This is a genomic window from Streptomyces sp. NPDC021622, assembly GCF_040640795.1.
GTDB lineage: Bacteria > Actinomycetota > Actinomycetes > Streptomycetales > Streptomycetaceae > Streptomyces.
In genome coordinates this window covers 124,312-141,387 of the sequence record NZ_JBFACK010000012.1, presented here as the reverse complement: position 1 = coordinate 141,387, position 17,076 = coordinate 124,312, and the positions used below count along the sequence as shown (strand labels likewise).

At 69.6% G+C, this 17,076-nt stretch carries 11 protein-coding genes; 3 read left to right on the top strand and 8 right to left on the bottom strand.

Translation table 11 applies throughout. From position 1 onward, the window contains the following. The first annotated feature begins 263 nt into the window (after positions 1–263). The 3 genes from AB0G47_RS24270 to AB0G47_RS24260 all read left to right on the top strand — a co-directional run bounded on the left by AB0G47_RS24270 (position 264) and on the right by AB0G47_RS24260 (position 6,130). Positions 264–4,064, top strand: coding sequence for an endo-alpha-N-acetylgalactosaminidase family protein (locus tag AB0G47_RS24270; protein ID WP_360773517.1), 3,801 nt, complete (start codon positions 264–266; stop codon positions 4,062–4,064). Positions 4,065–4,313: 249 nt separating this feature from the next. Continuing rightward, positions 4,314–5,906, top strand: coding sequence for an acyl-CoA carboxylase subunit beta (locus AB0G47_RS24265; protein ID WP_360773514.1), 1,593 nt, complete (start codon positions 4,314–4,316; stop codon positions 5,904–5,906). Positions 5,907–5,938: 32 nt separating this feature from the next. Next, on the top strand, positions 5,939–6,130 hold the full coding sequence (locus AB0G47_RS24260) for an acyl-CoA carboxylase subunit epsilon (RefSeq protein WP_266871063.1): 192 nt from the start codon (positions 5,939–5,941) through the stop codon (positions 6,128–6,130). Between the two features lie 151 nt (positions 6,131–6,281). Here AB0G47_RS24260 and AB0G47_RS24255 read toward each other — a convergent pair whose 3' ends face one another. The 8 genes from AB0G47_RS24255 to AB0G47_RS24220 all read right to left on the bottom strand — a co-directional run bounded on the left by AB0G47_RS24255 (position 6,282) and on the right by AB0G47_RS24220 (position 16,814). Continuing rightward, on the bottom strand, positions 6,282–6,866 hold the full coding sequence (locus AB0G47_RS24255; RefSeq protein WP_030361923.1) for an ATP/GTP-binding protein: 585 nt from the start codon (positions 6,864–6,866) through the stop codon (positions 6,282–6,284). Further along, positions 6,847–7,446 (bottom strand): DUF742 domain-containing protein, encoded by a 600-nt coding sequence (locus AB0G47_RS24250; protein ID WP_360773510.1) that lies wholly within the window; start codon positions 7,444–7,446, stop codon positions 6,847–6,849. The genes AB0G47_RS24255 and AB0G47_RS24250 overlap by 20 nt, the downstream gene beginning before the upstream one ends. Positions 7,447–7,539: 93 nt before the next feature. Further along, the gene (locus AB0G47_RS24245) at positions 7,540–7,953 is read right to left on the bottom strand and encodes a roadblock/LC7 domain-containing protein (protein ID WP_135330751.1); all 414 of its coding nucleotides are present in this window, start codon (positions 7,951–7,953) and stop codon (positions 7,540–7,542) included. 10 nt (positions 7,954–7,963) lie between these two features. Beyond that, the gene (locus AB0G47_RS24240) at positions 7,964–11,029 is read right to left on the bottom strand and encodes a nitrate- and nitrite sensing domain-containing protein (RefSeq protein ID WP_360773507.1); all 3,066 of its coding nucleotides are present in this window, start codon (positions 11,027–11,029) and stop codon (positions 7,964–7,966) included. 475 nt (positions 11,030–11,504) lie between these two features. Next, the gene (locus tag AB0G47_RS24235; RefSeq protein WP_266871066.1) at positions 11,505–12,089 is read right to left on the bottom strand and encodes an ATP/GTP-binding protein; all 585 of its coding nucleotides are present in this window, start codon (positions 12,087–12,089) and stop codon (positions 11,505–11,507) included. Further along, positions 12,070–12,474 carry a DUF742 domain-containing protein gene (locus AB0G47_RS24230; protein ID WP_135330730.1) on the bottom strand — a complete coding sequence of 135 codons (405 nt, stop codon included), beginning with the start codon at positions 12,472–12,474 and terminating at the stop codon, positions 12,070–12,072. Before AB0G47_RS24230 ends, AB0G47_RS24235 begins: the two co-directional genes overlap by 20 nt. 131 nt (positions 12,475–12,605) lie before the next feature. Next, positions 12,606–13,019: a roadblock/LC7 domain-containing protein gene (locus tag AB0G47_RS24225; RefSeq protein ID WP_030787430.1), complete on the bottom strand. Its 414-nt coding sequence runs from the start codon at positions 13,017–13,019 to the stop codon at positions 12,606–12,608. A 9-nt stretch (positions 13,020–13,028) separates the two neighbouring features. After that, positions 13,029–16,814: a nitrate- and nitrite sensing domain-containing protein gene (locus tag AB0G47_RS24220; RefSeq protein ID WP_360773504.1), complete on the bottom strand. Its 3,786-nt coding sequence runs from the start codon at positions 16,812–16,814 to the stop codon at positions 13,029–13,031. Positions 16,815–17,076: the final 262 nt, after the last annotated feature.

Sequence of the window (17,076 nt, the reverse complement as noted above, 5' to 3'; positions counted from 1 at the left end):
GACGAGCTCTGCGGGCGGTGACGCCGAGCTGCGAGCTACGGGGATGTGTCTGTTGAATGTTCAACGAGATTGACTGTAACCCCATTCTGTTCAATATTCAACAGAGAGCGGAGCGTGTTCATGGGATCACGTACCGAGGTCGACGCCGCGGCGGGCCGAGGCGCCCGCCCCTTGGACTTCCGCCCGGCGGTACTTGGACTGCCGCGCCCCGTCGGGCCCGACTTCGTTGACCGGGGTGCGACAACGCGGATACCCAGGTCCGCATGCTCTCGTCCCGTTCCGGAAGACTCCGTTCCCGAAGACTCCGCGCGGCCTGCGCCATCGCCGCCGCATCGTCCGCCGTGTTCGCCCTGGCAGGACCCGCCACCGCCGACCCCACCCCGCAGGCCGCGCAGACGGTCATCGCCTCCGGGCGGCTCACCGTCGCCGTCGCCGACGACTTCCCCCGCGTCCTCTCGTACACCGACAAGGCGACCGGCGCCCGCCTCATCGGCAGCACCCGCCCGGTCACCGAGGTCACCCTGAACGGCAAGGCCTACAAGGTCCGGGTCAAGGGCGCTCCGCAGATCGACGACGCCACCGCCGCCTACACCCTGACCTTCCCCGACCTCACCGGCGTGGAGATCGATGCCCGGCTCTCGGTGCGCGGGCGCGCCACCACCTTCAAGATCACCGCGGTCCGCGACAGCGAGGCCTTCCGCGTCGGCACGATCGACATCCCCGGCCACGACCTCGTCTCCGTCGGCAGCTCGGACGGCGGCGCCGAGACCGCGTTCACCAAGCTGGACCCGGACTCCACGCGGACCGCCGACAAGTTCGCCGAGGTCACCGACGAGACTCCGGCGGACCAGGCGCCCGTCGGTGCCTCGTACGCCATCGTCAACACCGGCCGGCTCGCGGCCGCCGTCGAGTCCAATTCCACGTACGACAAGCCGAGCGGGGCCACGGGTCAGGACGGCGCCCGTTTCTGGCACCAGGCCACCAAGGGCGACGACGGCGCGACCCGTGTCGGCGTCTGGTCCGGGCAGTGGGTCAACCGGGGCGCGGGCGCCGCCGAGCCCGCGAAGGGGGACGACCTGCCCTGGGCGAAGGTCGTCGTCACGCCCGACGCCAACGGCGACAAGCGCGTCGACTGGCAGGACGGCGCCGTCGCCTTCCGCGACACCATCGCCATCAGGCCCAAGGGCGGCGAAGGCACCCCCGACCGGGTCATCTCGCACATCCCCTTCAACTTCGGGAGCCAGGCCCAGCACCCCTTCCTGCGCACCCTCGACGACGTGAAGCGGGTCTCCCTCGCCACGGACGGGCTCGGGCAGCAGGCCATCCTCAAGGGGTACGCCTCCGAGGGCCACGACTCCGCACACCCCGACTACGGCGGCAACTACAACCAGCGGGCGGGCGGCCTCAAGGACCTCAACAAGCTCCTGAAGGAAGGCAAGAAGTGGGGCGCCACCTTCGGCGTCCACGTGAACGCCACCGAGGCCTACCCGGAGGCGAACGCCTTCGACGAGAAGCTCGTCGACAAGACCAAGCCCGGCTGGAACTGGCTCAACCAGAGCTACTACATCGACCAGCGCCGCGACATCAACAGCGGTGACCTGGCAAGCAGATTCAAGGAGTTGAGGAAGGAGACCGACCCGAACCTCTCCCTCATCTACATGGACGTCTACTACGCCCATGGCTGGATCGCCGAGCAGACCGCGAAGGCCGTGAAGGGGCAGGGCTTCAACCTCGCCACCGAGTGGGCGGACAAGTTCGAGCGCGACTCGCTCTGGTCGCACTGGGCCAATGACCTCGACTACGGCCCCAAGACCAACAAGGGCCTCAACTCGCAGATCATCCGCTTCATCCGCAACAGCGAGAAGGACATCTGGAACGCCGACCCCGTCCTCGGCCAGACCGCCATCGACGAGTTCGAGGGCTGGACCGGCGAGAACGACTGGAACGCCTTCTACGCCAACATCTGGCAGCGCGACCTGCCCGCCAAGTACCTCCAGCACGAGCGGATCACCCGCTGGGACGCGAAGAGCAACGCCATCACCTTCACCGGCGGGGTGCGCGGCACCGTCGAGGACGGCAGGCGCACGTTCTACGACGACGGCCGCAAGGTCCTGAGCGACACCTCGTACCTGCTCCCGTGGGCCGGCGGGAAGAAGCTCTACCACTACAACAAGGCGGGCGGTACGACGAGTTGGGCGGTGCCCGGCAACTCGTACACCGTCTACAAGCTCACCGACAACGGCCGTGTGAAGACCGGCACCGTGCGCGCCGACGGCGGCAAGGTCACCCTCAAGGCCGAGCCGGGACAGCCGTACGTCCTCTACCCGGCCGACACCACCCCCTCCGCGACCGACCCCGCCTGGGGCGACGGCGGCCCGGTGAAGGACCCCGGATTCCATGACACGCGCCTGAGCGACTGGTCGAAGTCCGGCACGGTCAAGCGGGACACCGACAAGCTGGGCCGCCACAGCGCCGAGCTGAGCGGCGCACCCAAGGCCTCAATCGCCCAGCAGATCAAGGGACTTGAGCCCGGCAAGCGCTACACCGCGTCCGCCTGGATGGAGGTCGAGCCCGGCAAGGAACGCCGCACGACCCTCGGCATCGCGGGCACGTCCCGCTCCGTCGAGCGCTCGACCCTGCGGAACACGGACGCGGGCAGCCAGTGGCAGGGGACATATCTGCAGCGCGCCAAGGTCAACTTCACCGCGGCGGCGGACGGCACGGCGACCCTGAAGGCCGAGGCCGCCGACGGCTCGACGGCCCGGGTGCGGATAGCCGACGTACGCGTAGTCGCCAACGCCCCCACCACCAAGCCGGGCGACACGGTCGCGTACGAGGACTTCGAGGGCGTCGACCAGGGCTGGGGGCCCTTCGCCAAGGGCAGCGGGGGAGGGGTGACGGACCCGCGCACCCACATCGCGCTCAAGCACGCCCCGTACACCCAGTCCGGCTGGAACGGAAAGCTCATCGACGACGTCCTCGACGGCTCCCGCTCACTGAAGACGCACGAGGGCAACAACGGCCTCGTGTACCGCACCACCCCCGCGACCGTCCCCTTCACCAACGGACGCTCCTACGAGGTCAGTTACGACTATCAGGCGAGCCACGCCGGCTCCTTCGACTGGGTCACCGGATACGACAGGATCGCCGCGGACGGCAAGCCGGACTCGGTGGAGACGCGCCGCACCGCGCTCGGCGAGCAGCGCACGACGGGCCGCTTCGAGCAGACCGTCACGGCGGGCTGCGGCGACACCTGGGTGGGCCTGCGGATGCGGGACGACGCCGCCGGGACCGCGGACCTCGCCCTGGACAACCTCGAGGTGACCGACCTGGGACCGGCGACGGAGCAGCCCGCGTGCGCCACGCTCGGCCTCGCGAGCAAGGCGGAAACCCTCGAACCGGGCGTGAAGAACGAGGTCACCGCCACCTTCACCAACTACGAATCGACGGCGGCGAAGACCGCCGAGGCCGCGAAGGCCACCGCCACCTGGCAGGTCACACCGCCGGTGGACGCCAAGTACCAGCCCTACAGGCTGAGTTCGAAGGTGACGTACGCGATCGACGGCGAGGCCAGGGAGCTGGCCGCCGAGACCTCCGTGCGCACACTGCCGCCGCCGCCCGCGGTGGACACGTACGCCTCCGACATGGACTGGACGTCCATGGAGAACGGCTGGGGCCCGGCAGAGAAGGACATGTCGAACGGCGAGACGGCGGCGGGCGACGGAAAGCCGCTGACCGTCAACGGCACGGTCTACGAGAAGGGCCTGGGCACGGCTTCACCCGGCAAGATCCGCTACTACCTCGGCGGCAAGTGCACGTCCTTCACGGCGCAGGTCGGACAGGACGACTCGCAGGGGACGCGGGGGAGCGTGCAGTTCGGCGTGGCGGCCGACGGGACGGAGAAGGTGAAGTCCCCGGTCCTGAAGGCGACGGACGACGCGTGGTCGCTGACCGCCGATGTCACAGGCGCCAAGTACGTCGATCTGGTGACGGGGGACGGCGGCGACGGCCCCGGCAACGATCACGCGGACTGGGGGGAGGCGCGCTTCCACTGCGGGGGCTGATCGGGAAGTACGGTGGGGCGGGCGTGTTCATCGGCTGGTGCGAATCGCCGCGATCACGCTCTCCACTCCGTCACATGTGAGCTGTCTCTCACGTAGCGTTTTGTGGAATCCCTACAGCTGGACATGGCTCTGAGCAGTCACTTCGCCTGTACAGCCGAGAGCTTCTGTTCGGGGGCGCCAGGAAAACGGTCCGGAGACTGTGCAGAGTCGACGGTCCGTTTTTATGGTGGCGCTTCGTAAGGTCACTACATGACCGTTTTGGACGACACCGCTTCCCCCGAGGGCGAGCCCACCGACGCGCGCGGGCGCGTGGCCGAACTGCACGCGATCCGTGCCGAGGCGCTGCGCGGGCCGAGCGAAAAGGCGACGAAGGCCCAGCACTCCAAGGGCAAGCTGACCGCCCGGGAGCGGATCGAGCTGCTGCTCGACGCGGGTTCGTTCCAAGAGGTCGAGCAGTTGCGCCGGCACCGGGCGACCGGTTTCGGCCTGGAGGCCAAGAAGCCGTACACCGACGGTGTCATCACCGGCTGGGGCACGGTGGAAGGGCGCACGGTCTTCGTGTACGCCCATGACTTCCGCATCTTCGGCGGCGCGCTCGGCGAGGCGCACGCCACCAAGATCCACAAGATCATGGACATGGCCATCGCGGCCGGTGCCCCGCTGGTCTCCCTGAACGACGGCGCCGGCGCCCGTATCCAGGAGGGCGTCTCCGCGCTCGCCGGCTATGGCGGCATCTTCCAGCGCAACACCAAGGCGTCGGGCGTCATCCCGCAGATCAGCGTGATGCTGGGCCCGTGCGCCGGTGGCGCGGCCTACAGCCCCGCCCTGACGGACTTCGTCTTCATGGTCCGCGAGACCTCGCAGATGTTCATCACCGGACCGGACGTCGTGCGTGCGGTGACCGGCGAGGAGATCTCCCAGAACGGCCTGGGCGGCGCGGACGTGCACGCCGAGACGTCGGGCGTCTGCCACTTCGCGTACGACGACGAGGAGACCTGCCTCGCCGAGGTGCGCTACCTCATCGCGATGCTGCCGTCGAACAACCGCGAGAACCCGCCGACGCACGAGTCGGACGACCCGGCGGACCGCCGCTCGGACGTACTGCTCGACCTGGTCCCTGCGGACGGCAACCGTCCGTACGACATGGCCAAGGTCATCGAGGAGCTCGTCGACGACGGCGACTACCTGGAGGTCCACGAGCGCTGGGCCCGCAACATCATCTGCGCCCTGGCCCGTCTGGACGGCAAGGTGGTGGGCATCGTCGCCAACCAGCCGCAGTCCCTGGCGGGTGTCCTGGACATCGAGGCCTCGGAGAAGGCCGCCCGTTTCGTCCAGATGTGCGACGCTTTCAATATCCCGATCGTGACGCTGCTCGACGTCCCCGGCTTCCTTCCGGGCGTCGACCAGGAGCACGGCGGCATCATCAGGCACGGCGCGAAGCTGCTCTACGCCTACTGCAACGCGACGGTGCCGCGGATCTCGCTGATCCTGCGCAAGGCGTACGGAGGTGCGTACATCGTGATGGACAGCCAGTCCATCGGAGCGGACCTCACCTACGCCTGGCCGACCAACGAGATCGCGGTGATGGGCGCCGAAGGCGCCGCCAACGTCATCTTCCGCCGGCAGATCGCGGCCGCCGAGGACCCCGAGGCGATGCGTGCGCGCATGGTCAAGGAGTACAAGGCCGAGCTGATGCACCCCTACTACGCCGCGGAGCGAGGCCTGGTCGACGACGTCATCGACCCGGCAGAGACCCGCGAGGTGCTCATCAGCTCCCTCGCGATGCTCCGCAACAAGCACGCCGACCTGCCGTCGCGCAAGCACGGCAACCCCCCGCAGTAATCCTGCAGTAGCCCACAAGGAGAACGCTGCACATGACTAACCCCGACATCCGCGTCGAGAAGGGTCACGCCGAGCCGGAAGAGGTCGCCGCCATCACGGCGATCCTGCTGGCCCGTGCCGCCGCACAGCCCGCCGCCCCCGCCCGCCGTGGCCGCGACAAGGCCGGCTGGCGCCGCCTCGAGCGCACCCCGGGCTTCCGCGCCCCGCACAGCTGGCAGGGCTAGCCCCGCCGCCTGAGACATGCTTCTGGGCCCCGTACTCCAAGGAGTACGGGGCCTTTCGCGCTGCCGGGTAAACGGGCGGGTGGGCGGGAAACCAAAGGGCCTCGCACCGACGTAACGGTGCGAGGCCTCATCGACGTACAGGCAAGAACCGCTAACGCAGCCGAGCCATCAACGCATGCTCCACGAGCGTGATCAACGCGCTCTTCGCGTCCGCACGGTGACGCGCGTCGGTGGTGATGATCGGAGTGTCGGGGCCGATCTGCAGCGCCTCGCGGACCTCGTCCGGCGTGTAGGGCTGGTGGCCGTCGAAGCCGTTGAGGGCGATGACGAACGGCAGGCCGGAGTTCTCGAAGTAGTCGACGGCGGGGAAGCAGTCGGCGAGCCTCCTCGTGTCGACCAGGACCACGGCGCCGATGGCGCCGCGTACGAGGTCGTCCCACATGAACCAGAAGCGGTCCTGACCGGGCGTACCGAAGAGGTACAGGATCAGGTCCTGGTCCAGGGTGATGCGGCCGAAGTCCATCGCGACCGTCGTGGTCGTCTTGTCTCCGGTGTGGGTGAGGTCGTCGATGCCCGCGGACGCGGACGTCATGACGGCCTCGGTGCGCAGCGGGTTGATCTCAGAGACCGCTCCGACGAACGTGGTCTTGCCCACGCCGAAGCCGCCCGCCACCACGATTTTCGCGCTGGTGGTGGAGCGGGCTGTTGCTCCGCCGCTAGAGCTTGCGAAGTCCACTGAGCACCCTTTCGAGCAGTGTCACGTCTGGCTGGCCGCCGGCGGACTCGTCGCCGCCCGGCTGGTGGATGGCGACAAGTCCGGCCTCGGCCAGGTCGGCTACGAGGATCCGGGCGACGCCGAGGGGAATGGTGAGCAGTGCCGAGATCTCGGCCACTGACTTGATCTCGCGGCACAGGTTGCAGATGCGCTGATGCTCGGGCAACTGGCCCTGCAACTGGTGCGGTTGTGCGGTGGTGTGCACCAGCGCCTCGATGGCGAGCTGGTAGCGGGGCCTGGTGCGGCCGCCCGTCATGGCGTACGGGCGCACCAGAGGGTTGCTCGCAGAACCTGCGGGCGCCGGTTCAGGGGCGCGTCGCTGTGGTTGCACTGGCTGGATCCTGGGTGTGTGAGGCTGCTCGTACGGGTTCTGACGGGGGCCCGGCTGCTGCGGCTGCCGGTACGGCGCGCGGTGCTGACTGGGCGCGGAGGGGAAGTTGTACCGGTTCGGCGCCCCGTCGTGCGGCCCCTGTGCCTGGCCGTGGCCAGACGACCAGTTGGCCGATGACGATCCGTCCGGGGGTGTTCCTGAGCCTGCCACGTACTCCTCCTCCGACTGTGCCGGGCACCATCATTCTGGAGCCGCGTCCCGAAACCTTACGGCCACGGGACGCGGAAACGCACCGTCCGTCTATTAGTTGAGAAGGCTCCCCTGCAGCTCTGCACGCAGGTCGGGCGTGAGCACGGTGCCGGCGCGGTCGACAAGAAGCGCCATCTCGTACCCAATGAGACCGATGTCCGCATCCGGGTGGGCAAGAACGGCCAGCGAGGAGCCGTCGGAGATGGACATAAGGAAGAGAAATCCTCGCTCCATCTCCACAACGGTCTGGGTCACGGAACCGCCCTCGAAGATCCGGGAGGCCCCGGCGGTGAGGGAGGTCAGACCGGATGCGACGGCCGCGAGCTGGTCGGCCCGGTCGCGGGGGAAGCCTTCGGACATCGCCAGAAGGAGTCCGTCGGCGGAGACCACCACGGTGTGGGACACCCCAGGGGTGTTGTCCACGAAGTTGGTGATCAACCAGTTCAGGTTCTGCGCCGCCTGGCTCATCGGGCTCACACTAACGCTCCTGGTTGTAGGTGCTGTCAGGACCGCGGTGATTACCGGTGTCCTGGCCATTCGTGTCACTGCCTGCGCTGCGTCCCCGCTGGACGCCCCGGCGCAGGTTGCTCAGCCTGCCCCGTACGTCCTCGGGGTCGCGGGAGACCTGGGGGCCGCCCTGTGGGGTCTGTTCCGCCGTGCCCTCGACCAGATTGGCCTTGGGTACCCGCTTCGGGAGCCCGGACGGGGTGACCCCACCCGCCTTGGGCTCCTTCAGCTGCTCGGCGCGCTGCCAGCGGTCGTCGTTGGACGAACGCCAGCCACTGCTGTCGTTGTTGCCGAACGCGTCTTCGGCCGGGGCCGGGGCCGGTGCCGGGGCCGGAGCGCTGCCGTTGCCGGTGGCACCGTTCGAGCCGCGGCGCGGAAGGCCCGCGGCCGTGGTGTCGTGGACGGTGGAGGGGGCCGGTCCGGGACGGTCGAAGCCTACGCGCTCCGCGCCGTTCAGGGGAGCCGCCGGACCAGATTCCGCTTCCGGAGCGTACTGGTCCTGATACCCGCCCGCGTTGTTCTCGTATCCGTCGCGCGAGGGCCAGTCGTCCTGGTGAGAGCGGTCCGGGTACGCGGCGAAGGGCTCGGAGACGACACCCGTACGTGCGGCGTGATCGTTGTGACCCGCCTCCGTATAGGGGGCGTCCTGGTAGCCGTCCTGCGCCGGATAGTACGGCTCGTCGTACGCCTGCTGGGCCTGCGCGCCCTGGTTGTACTCGTCGTACGCCGGTGCCTGCTGGTCGTATCCGGGATCGAATCCGTCCTGCTGGTCGAAGGCCTGCTGCGGGTCGACCTCGTCGCGGAAGAGCGGACGACCGCCGTCGGACTGCGCCTGCGCCTCCAGAGCGGCACGCCGCTCCTCACGCATCAGCGAGCGGCCCACCGGGTCGAGCTCCGCGGCGTCGCCGTTGTCGGCGTTGTAGCGGCTGTCGTCGAAGCCGAGCTCCGCGGCCGTACGCATCGGCTGGTGGTTGAAGGCCGGCTGCTCCGGAGCCTGCTGCTCCGGCATGATCGAGGAGACCGTGAACTCGGACTCGGGCAGCTGGTGTTCGCCACCGCCACCGTGCGTGATCCCGTCCGGCAGCATGACCAGCGAGGTCGTGCCCGCCTGCTCGCCCGAGGGGCGCAGCTGGACGCGGATGCCGTGCCGGTCCGAGAGGCGGCCGACCACGAACAGACCCATGCGCTGGGAGATCGCGGCGTCCACCGTCGGCGGGTTGGCCAGCTTGTGGTTGATGTCCGCGAAGTCCTCGGCGGTGAGGCCGATGCCCTTGTCGTGGATCTCGACCATGACGCGGCCGTCGGGCAGACGGGTCGCGGTGACGCGGACCTTGGTCTGCGGCGAGGAGAACGTGGTGGCGTTCTCCAGGAGCTCGGCGAGCAGGTGCACGAGGTCGGTCACGGCCAGGCCGTGGATCTCGGCCTCCGGGACGCCGGACAGCTCGATGCGCTCGTACTGCTCCACCTCGGAGGAGGCGGCGCGCAGGACGTCGACCAGCGGGACCGGCTGGTCCCAGCGGCGGCCCGGCTCCTCGCCGGAGAGGACCAGGAGGTTCTCGCCGTTGCGTCGCATACGGGTCGCCAGGTGGTCCAGGCGGAAGAGGCTCTCCAGCTGGTCCGGGTCGGCCTCGTTGTTCTCCAGGTCGGTGATGAGGGTCAGCTGGCCCTCGATCAGCGACTGGTTGCGGCGCGAGAGGTTGGTGAAGATCGCGTTGATGTTGCCACGCAGCAGCGCCTGCTCGGCGGCGAGCCGCACGGCCTCGCGGTGCACCTGGTCGAAGGCGCGGGCGACCTCGCCGATCTCGTCCGTGGAGGAGATCGGGATGGGCTGTACGCGGGTGTCCACACGGCCCGGGTCGGTGCGCGAGAGCTGGTCGACCAGCATCGGAAGGCGCTGCTCGGCGATGCCGAAGGCGGCGGTCCGCAGCCGGCGCATCGCGTTGCTCATCTGGCGGGCCATGAGCCCGGCCAGGATGAACGCGGCGAGCAGCGCGACGACGACGCTGGCGCCGGTGATGTAGGCGTTGCGCTGGGCGTTGTCGGCGATGTCCGACGCCTCGCTCACGGCCTTGTCGGCGAGGTCGGACTCGATGGTCCGGTACGCGTCGAACTTGGCGGTGGTGGTGGCCCACCAGGCCTCGGTGGTGATGCCCTTCTCGGCGAGCGCGAGGCGGGCGCTGGGCTGCGTGCTCGGCATGCCCGCGATGCCCGCGACCATCTTCTCGGGGGACGGCGGCGGGGCGAAGGTCTCGCCCTTGGCCTTCGCGGCGGCGGCGGCCTGCTTGGCCTGCTTCTCGCCGTCGGCCTGCAGCTTCTTCTTCGCGGCCTCGAGCTTGGCGAGGTCCTCGGGGGTGCCACCGCCCCGGTACTCCTCGATGGCGATGCGCTCGAGGTAGGCGTACGAGGCGAGCGAGGTGCGCTGCGTGGCGAAGGACGAAGCGGTGGGGCCGGGCTTGACCATCAGGTGCGTACCGATGGAGCGCTCGAGGGAGAGCGCGGCCTTGGTCAGCGAGATGGCGTAGACGGTGCGGCCGTAGCTGGTGATGTTTCCGGTGCCCAGGCCCAGCTCGTTGGCGAACTCCATCAGCGGGTGCTGGATGGCGACGTAGCCCTCTTCGGTCTTCGAACCGGAGAGCTTGGAGGTGTACGCGGCCTGGCGCAGCGCCTGCAGACCCGGCTCCACCTTGTGGAACCCGTCGAGGCGGCGCTTGAGGCCTTCCTTCTGGGGCATGTTCTCGGCGGCGGCGTCGAACTCGGCCTTGGCGGCGTCGGTGGCCTTGCGGGCGCTGACGACGGCGGGGTCGTTCTTCTTGCCGCGCAGCAGCGGTGCCGCGGAGATGTCGCGCTCTTCGATGAGGCGGTTGCCGTAGTCCAGGGACGCCCGCACCAGGATGGCGGTGTTCTCGGCGTCCTGGGCCTCGCTCCAGGTGTCGATCGAGGCCTTGACCTGGAAGCCGCCCATGACCAGACCGACGAGCACGGGTATGAGGAGGATCGCGTTCAGGCGGGTCGGCACGCGCCAGTTGCGCGGGGACATTCTGCCGCCGGAGGGGGCCGGCGGTTCATGGCCCTGCACATCTGTGGGGGACGCCGCTGCGCGCGGCGGCGGGGTGAAGTTGCCCCGCGTGTCCCGCGTCTGCGGCGGTGCGGGGCTCGTCTTGCTTCGCCTCACTCGACCAACAACCTCTCGGCGGCGGGGCCCGCATCGGCCCCGCTGTCGTCTCCAAGGCCCGTGCTACTGGGCAGTTCAGCGCATTCCAGCACGTCAGGGGGTCCTCTTCCAAACAGTGGGAAGCGGAAGTTCCGAGTGGTGTAAGCCTCAGATAAAACGGTCAAAAAGAGCGAGCCCCGCCAAAAGGCGGGGCTCTTGTGAGCGCAGCGACACCAGATGACCGCGACGCGTGGCGGCGTCCGGCGAATTCTCTGTCGAAACGTTATGAACAGAGCGGTCAGTGGTGTCAAAAGACACAGACCGCTCTGTTGAATCTACGGCAACTGCCGTACTCCCTCGTCTACTTGAGTCGTGCCATAAGTGCGTGCTCGACCAGTGTGATCAGGCCGCTCTTTGCGTCCGCACGGTGTCGAGCATCGGTCGTGATGATGGGCGTCGCGGGGCCGATCTGCAGGGCTTCGCGCACTTCATCGGGGGTGTAGGGCTGGTGGCCGTCGAAGCCGTTGAGGGCGATGACGAACGGCAGGCCGCTGTTCTCGAAGTAGTCGACGGCCGGAAAGCAGTCGGCGAGACGGCGGGTGTCCACAAGCACGACGGCGCCGATGGCACCCCGTACGAGGTCGTCCCACATGAACCAGAAGCGGTCCTGACCGGGCGTACCGAAGAGGTACAGGATCAGGTCCTGGTCCAGCGTGATGCGGCCGAAGTCCATGGCCACCGTGGTGGTGGTCTTGTCCCCGGTGTGGGTGAGGTCGTCGATGCCCGCGGACGCGGACGTCATGACGGCCTCGGTGCGCAGCGGGTTGATCTCGGAGACGGCGCCGACGAACGTGGTCTTGCCGACACCGAAGCCGCCCGCCACCACGATCTTTGCGGACGTGGTGGAGCGGGCTGTTGCTCCGCTGCTAGAGCTTGCGAAGTCCACTGAGCACCCTTTCGAGCAGTGTCACGTCAGGCTGACCGCCGGCGTTCTCGTCGCCGCCGGGCTGGTGAATGGCGACGAGCCCGGCCTCGGCCAGGTCGGCCACGAGGATGCGGGCCACGCCGAGCGGCATGGAGAGCAGAGCCGAGACCTCGGCCACCGACTTGACCTCGCGGCACAGGTGGCAGATCCGCTGGTGCTCGGGGAGCAGCCCCATCAGCTGGGCCGGGTCGGCCGTCGTGCTCACCAGCGCCTCTATCGCGAGCTGGTAGCGGGGCCTGGTCCGGCCGCCGGTCATCGCGTAAGGACGCACCAGCGGCTGGTCGCCTTCCATGCCGTACGAGGCTTGCGAGCCGTACGGGTCGTGAGAGGCGTTGGGCGGGGTCATGGATCCTCCGGGCGGGACAGCAGATGGTCTGCGTGCCGTCGAATAGAGCCGGTGGGGGGCACCAGTGGCGGCCGGACGGTTGGTCAGTACGTTCGGACGGTGGGGCGGCCGAGGGGATATCTAGCGGATATCTAGTGGAGCAGGCTGCCCTGCAATTCGGCGCGGAGGTCGGGGGTGAGGACGGCGCCCGCACGGTCGACAAGGAGCGCCATCTCGTAGCCGACGAGGCCGATGTCGCACTCGGGGTGTGCGAGCACGGCCAGCGACGAACCGTCGGACACGGACATGATGAAAAGGAACCCCCGCTCCATCTCGACCACGGTCTGGGTGACGGTGCCGCCCTCGAAGATCCGGGAGGCGCCGGCGGTGAGTGACGTGAGCCCCGACGCGACCGCGGCGAGCTGGTCGGCGCGGTCACGCGGGAAGCCTTCGGACATGGCCAGAAGGAGTCCGTCTGCGGACACCACGACGGTGTGGGACACCCCGGGGGTGTTGTCCACGAAGTTGGTGATCAACCAGTTCAGGTTCTGTGCCGCCTGGCTCATCGGACTCAACTAACGCTCCTGCTGGTGAGTGGGGAAGCTGCCGGTCTGGCCGGTACCGGCCTGGCGACCCTGCTGGATGCCCCGACGAAGATTGGTCAGCCGGCCGCGTACGTCGTCGGGCGCACGCGAGACCTGCGGACCTGTGCTGTCCTGCTGCTGCTGTGCCGTGCCCGCGACGAGGTTGGCTCGCGGGACGCGGCGCGGCAGGCCGGATGTGGTGACGCCACCGGCGGACGGCTGCCGGACGCGCTCGGCCTGGCGGCCGAGCTCGTCGTTCGGCGAGGTGCGCCAGGCGGCGCTGCTGCCGTTCGTGACGTTGGCGCTGTTGCCGCCACCGCCGGCCTGGTTGGCGGCGGGTGCGGCGGCCGGTCGTGGGGGACCGGCCGGGGACTGCGGCTGCTGGGCCTGCGGCCGCGAGGGGGGCTGCGGGCGCTGGGGGCGCCGCGGCTGCTCGGGGGCGGCGGGCTCGGCGGGACGGTTGCCACCGGAGTTGCCACCGGACTGCGGGGCGCCACCGGACCGCTGGGCCTGCTGCTCCTGCTGCTGCTGGAACCAGTTGGTCTCCAGCGTGTCGAACAGCGGGGTGCGGCCGTCGCCGGGACCGGCGGGCGGCAGCTCGTCGGGCTGCGAGGGCTGCACGGGCCGCTGGGACTGCTGCGGCTGCTGCGGCTGCGAAGGCTGCTGGGACTGCGGAGGCTGCGGCGGAACGCCGAGCTGGCCGCCGCCCTGACCGGGACCGCCCTGGCCCTGGCCCGGACCGCCCTGGCCCGGACCCCGGCGCGGCGCACTGGTGCCGGGCCGCTCGAACTGACCCGTGCCGGAGGAGTCCTGGCCACCGAAGACATCGGGACGCACGAACTGACCGGTGCCCTGCTGGTTCTGCTGACCCTGCTGGCCCGCGCCGGGCGGCGAACCGGCGCCGGGCGGCGGCCCGTTGAAGTCGGGACGCGCGAACTCCGCGGTCGAACCAGGACCCTGCGTCGCGCCACCGGCGGCCGGCTGCGCGAACTGGCCCGTGGACTCCGGCTCCTCGTGACCGCGCGGGGCGTCGAACGGCTCGCGCGAGACCTGCGGCTGCGCGTTCTCGTCGCTCCAGCTGGGCACGCGCGGCTGCGGGTTGCCACCCGGAAGCTCGGCACGCGGACCGCCGCGCGGCGGCAGCTGCGGCCTGCGGCCCTGGTCACCGGCGTCGTTCGAGGCGCCCGCGGGGTTCGGAACGTTCCCCGCGGGGTTCACCGGATTCGTACGCTGCTGGGGCACGGGAGGCTGCGGCGCGGAGCCCGCGCCGGGCCTGCCCCCGAAGAGGCTGCCATTGCCGCCCTGCTGGGAGCCCGTCGCCCCGACCGGAGCCGAAGGCGAACCGGCCCGCGGTCCCTGGCCCTGACCCTGCCCGGGCGCCTGGCCAGGACCCGAGTCCCGCGACGGCAGCGCGGCCCGCGGCCCCGTTCCCGTGACCTGGCCACGCGGCGCACCGGCACCGAGCCGTCCGGCGGAACCCGCGGGTCCTGCCGAGCCGGGTCCGCCGTTCCCTGCGCCGACACCGCGACGCGCGGCGGCGACACCGCCGGCGGCCTGCGCTGCGGCCGGGCCACCGCTCTGGCCGGGGGCACCGGGCTTGCCCGGAACCTTCTTGCCGCCCTGGGCGACATCGACGGGCAGCATGACCAGCGCGGTCGTACCACCGGAGTCGGACGGACGGAGCTGGATGCGGATGCCGTGACGCTGCGACAGACGACCGACCACGAACAGACCCATGCGGCGCGAGACCGAGACGTCCACGGTGGGCGGCGACGCGAGCCGCTCGTTGATCGCCGCGAGGTCCTCGGGCGACAGACCGATACCGGTGTCGTGGATCTCGATCAGCACACGGCCGTCGGGCAGCGCGTGACCGGTGACCTTGACCTTCGTCTGCGGCGACGAGAAGGAGGTGGCGTTCTCGAGCAGCTCGGCGAGCAGGTGCACGAGGTCGTTGACGACGCGTCCCGCGACCTCGGTGGTCGGCACCGAGGCGAGCTCGATGCGCTCGTACTGCTCCACCTCGGAGGCGGCGGCGCGGAGCACGTCGACGAGCGGGACGGGCCGGGTCCACCGGCGACCGGGCTCTTCACCGGCGAGAGCGAGGAGGTTCTCACCGTTACGGCGCATGCGGGTCGCGAGGTGGTCGAGCTTGAAGAGCGAGGAGAGCTGATCGGGGTCGGCCTCACGCGACTCCAGCTCGGAGATCAGAGACAGCTGGCGCTGGATGAGACCCTGCGAGCGGCGCGAGAGGTTGGTGAACATCGCGTTGACGTTGCCTCGCAGGAGGGCCTGCTCGGCGGCGAGGCGGACGGCCTCGCGGTGCACGTCGTCGAAGGCCGCGGCCACCTGGCCGATCTCGTCCCGGGAGTGCACACCGACGGACTCGACGGAGGTGTCGACGTCCTGCGGGTCCGACTCCGAGAGCTGCTTGACCAGCTCGGGCAGACGGTCCTGGGCGACCTTGGTCGCGGTGTCCTGCAGCCGCCGCAGCGAGCGGATCATGGACCGGGCCACGACGAAGGCGCCGACGAGCGAGACACCGAGAACGAGCAGGATCAGCGCACCGTTGAGGATGGCCGTCTGCTCGGACTCGTTGCGCAGCTCGCGGGCCTTCTGCTCCATCTCGTTGAGCAGCGTGAGCTCGATCTTGGACATCGCGTCGATCTTGGTGGTGTCGTTGTCGACCCAGTCCTTGTACGACCGCTTGTCCTGAAGCTTGATGCCGCCCTCCTGCTCGAGCACGCGCTTGGCGTAGGAGTCGGCGCCCTTGATGGAGGCGTTGCCGCCGTCGATGGGCTTGGTGAGCTCGTCGGGGTTACCGGCGTAGATGCCCTTGAAGGCATCCAGCTCGGAGTTCTCCTTGTCGAGCGCGGAGAAGCCGTAGCGCCGGTCGGTCTCGGAGATCTTGCCGAACGAGGAGTCGCCCGCCGGCAGCGCGGCCGCGATGATCGCGCGCTGCACCGAGGCGTACTCCTTGGCGGAGGAGAACGCCGTCAGCGCACGGGTGCGCTGGATCATGTCCGGGTTGCTGGTCGCCTGCGCCATGTCCGAGGAGAGCGCGAGCAGCTGCTCGATGAGCTGGCTGTAGGCGTCGACCGTCTGCGACGTCGAGGTCGGGTCCTTGTACGCGTTCTTGCGTACGTCGTTGATCTTCTGGAGCTGCTGGGTGATCTCGACGGTGTTCGCCCGGACACCGAGCAGACCCTTGTCGCCCTCGGTGTCGTCGAGGTCCTGCGTCCCCTGGAGGAAGCGGTTGTACGCGCGGTCGGTCTTCTGCCGGGCGCCCTTGACCACGTAGTCCGAGGGCTTCGCGCCGTGCGCGAGGGGGCCTGCCGAGCGGTCGCGCTCCTCCTGGAGCGCGGAGGCCAGCTCGGTGGCCTGCTTGGTCATGTCGGTCAGCAGCTTCATGTTGTCGAGCTGCTGGATCTCGTCCATCGACTCGTTGATACGAAGCGCGCCGAGAGAGGTCGCGGTGATCACGGGGAGCGCGAGCAGCGAGACCAGGCGGGTGGAGATGCGCCAGTTGCGCAGGGCTATTCGCGAGCCGGGCCCGCTGGGCGACTTGCCGCCCGGCTTCCCGCCCGAAGCGCCGCTCGCCTTCGCCGCGGCCGGGGGCAGACTGCCGCCACCCGCTGCGCGTGCGGCGCCCTGGCCGCTGTCGCCGGACACCGCAGGTCCGCTGTTCTGGGCGTGCTGGGCCGAGGAGCCGCGGTCGGTTCCGCCGCGCTCCGGCTCTGCCGCAGCGCCGCTGCCATCCCTCTTGAAACGTCCCTGCACTAGCGTCGCAACCTCTGGACCAGGCGTCCTTCCGCATGAACGGACGGACGGTGTCGGCGTCGTGGGGCACTGAGCGCGCCCCATGGTGGTCGTGAGTGAGCCGGCGCTGCTCCCCTTTCCCGCCGCCACTCGGCGCTGCGTTGCGCCCCTGCGCGCCGGTTCGATCCCGCGGCGGTCCCGGGAATTCCAGCACAGTGCAGGATCTCCAACAAGGCCCGTGTGTCGCGCCGGGGTTTCCGTGACAGGGCGTGAGTGGGGCGTC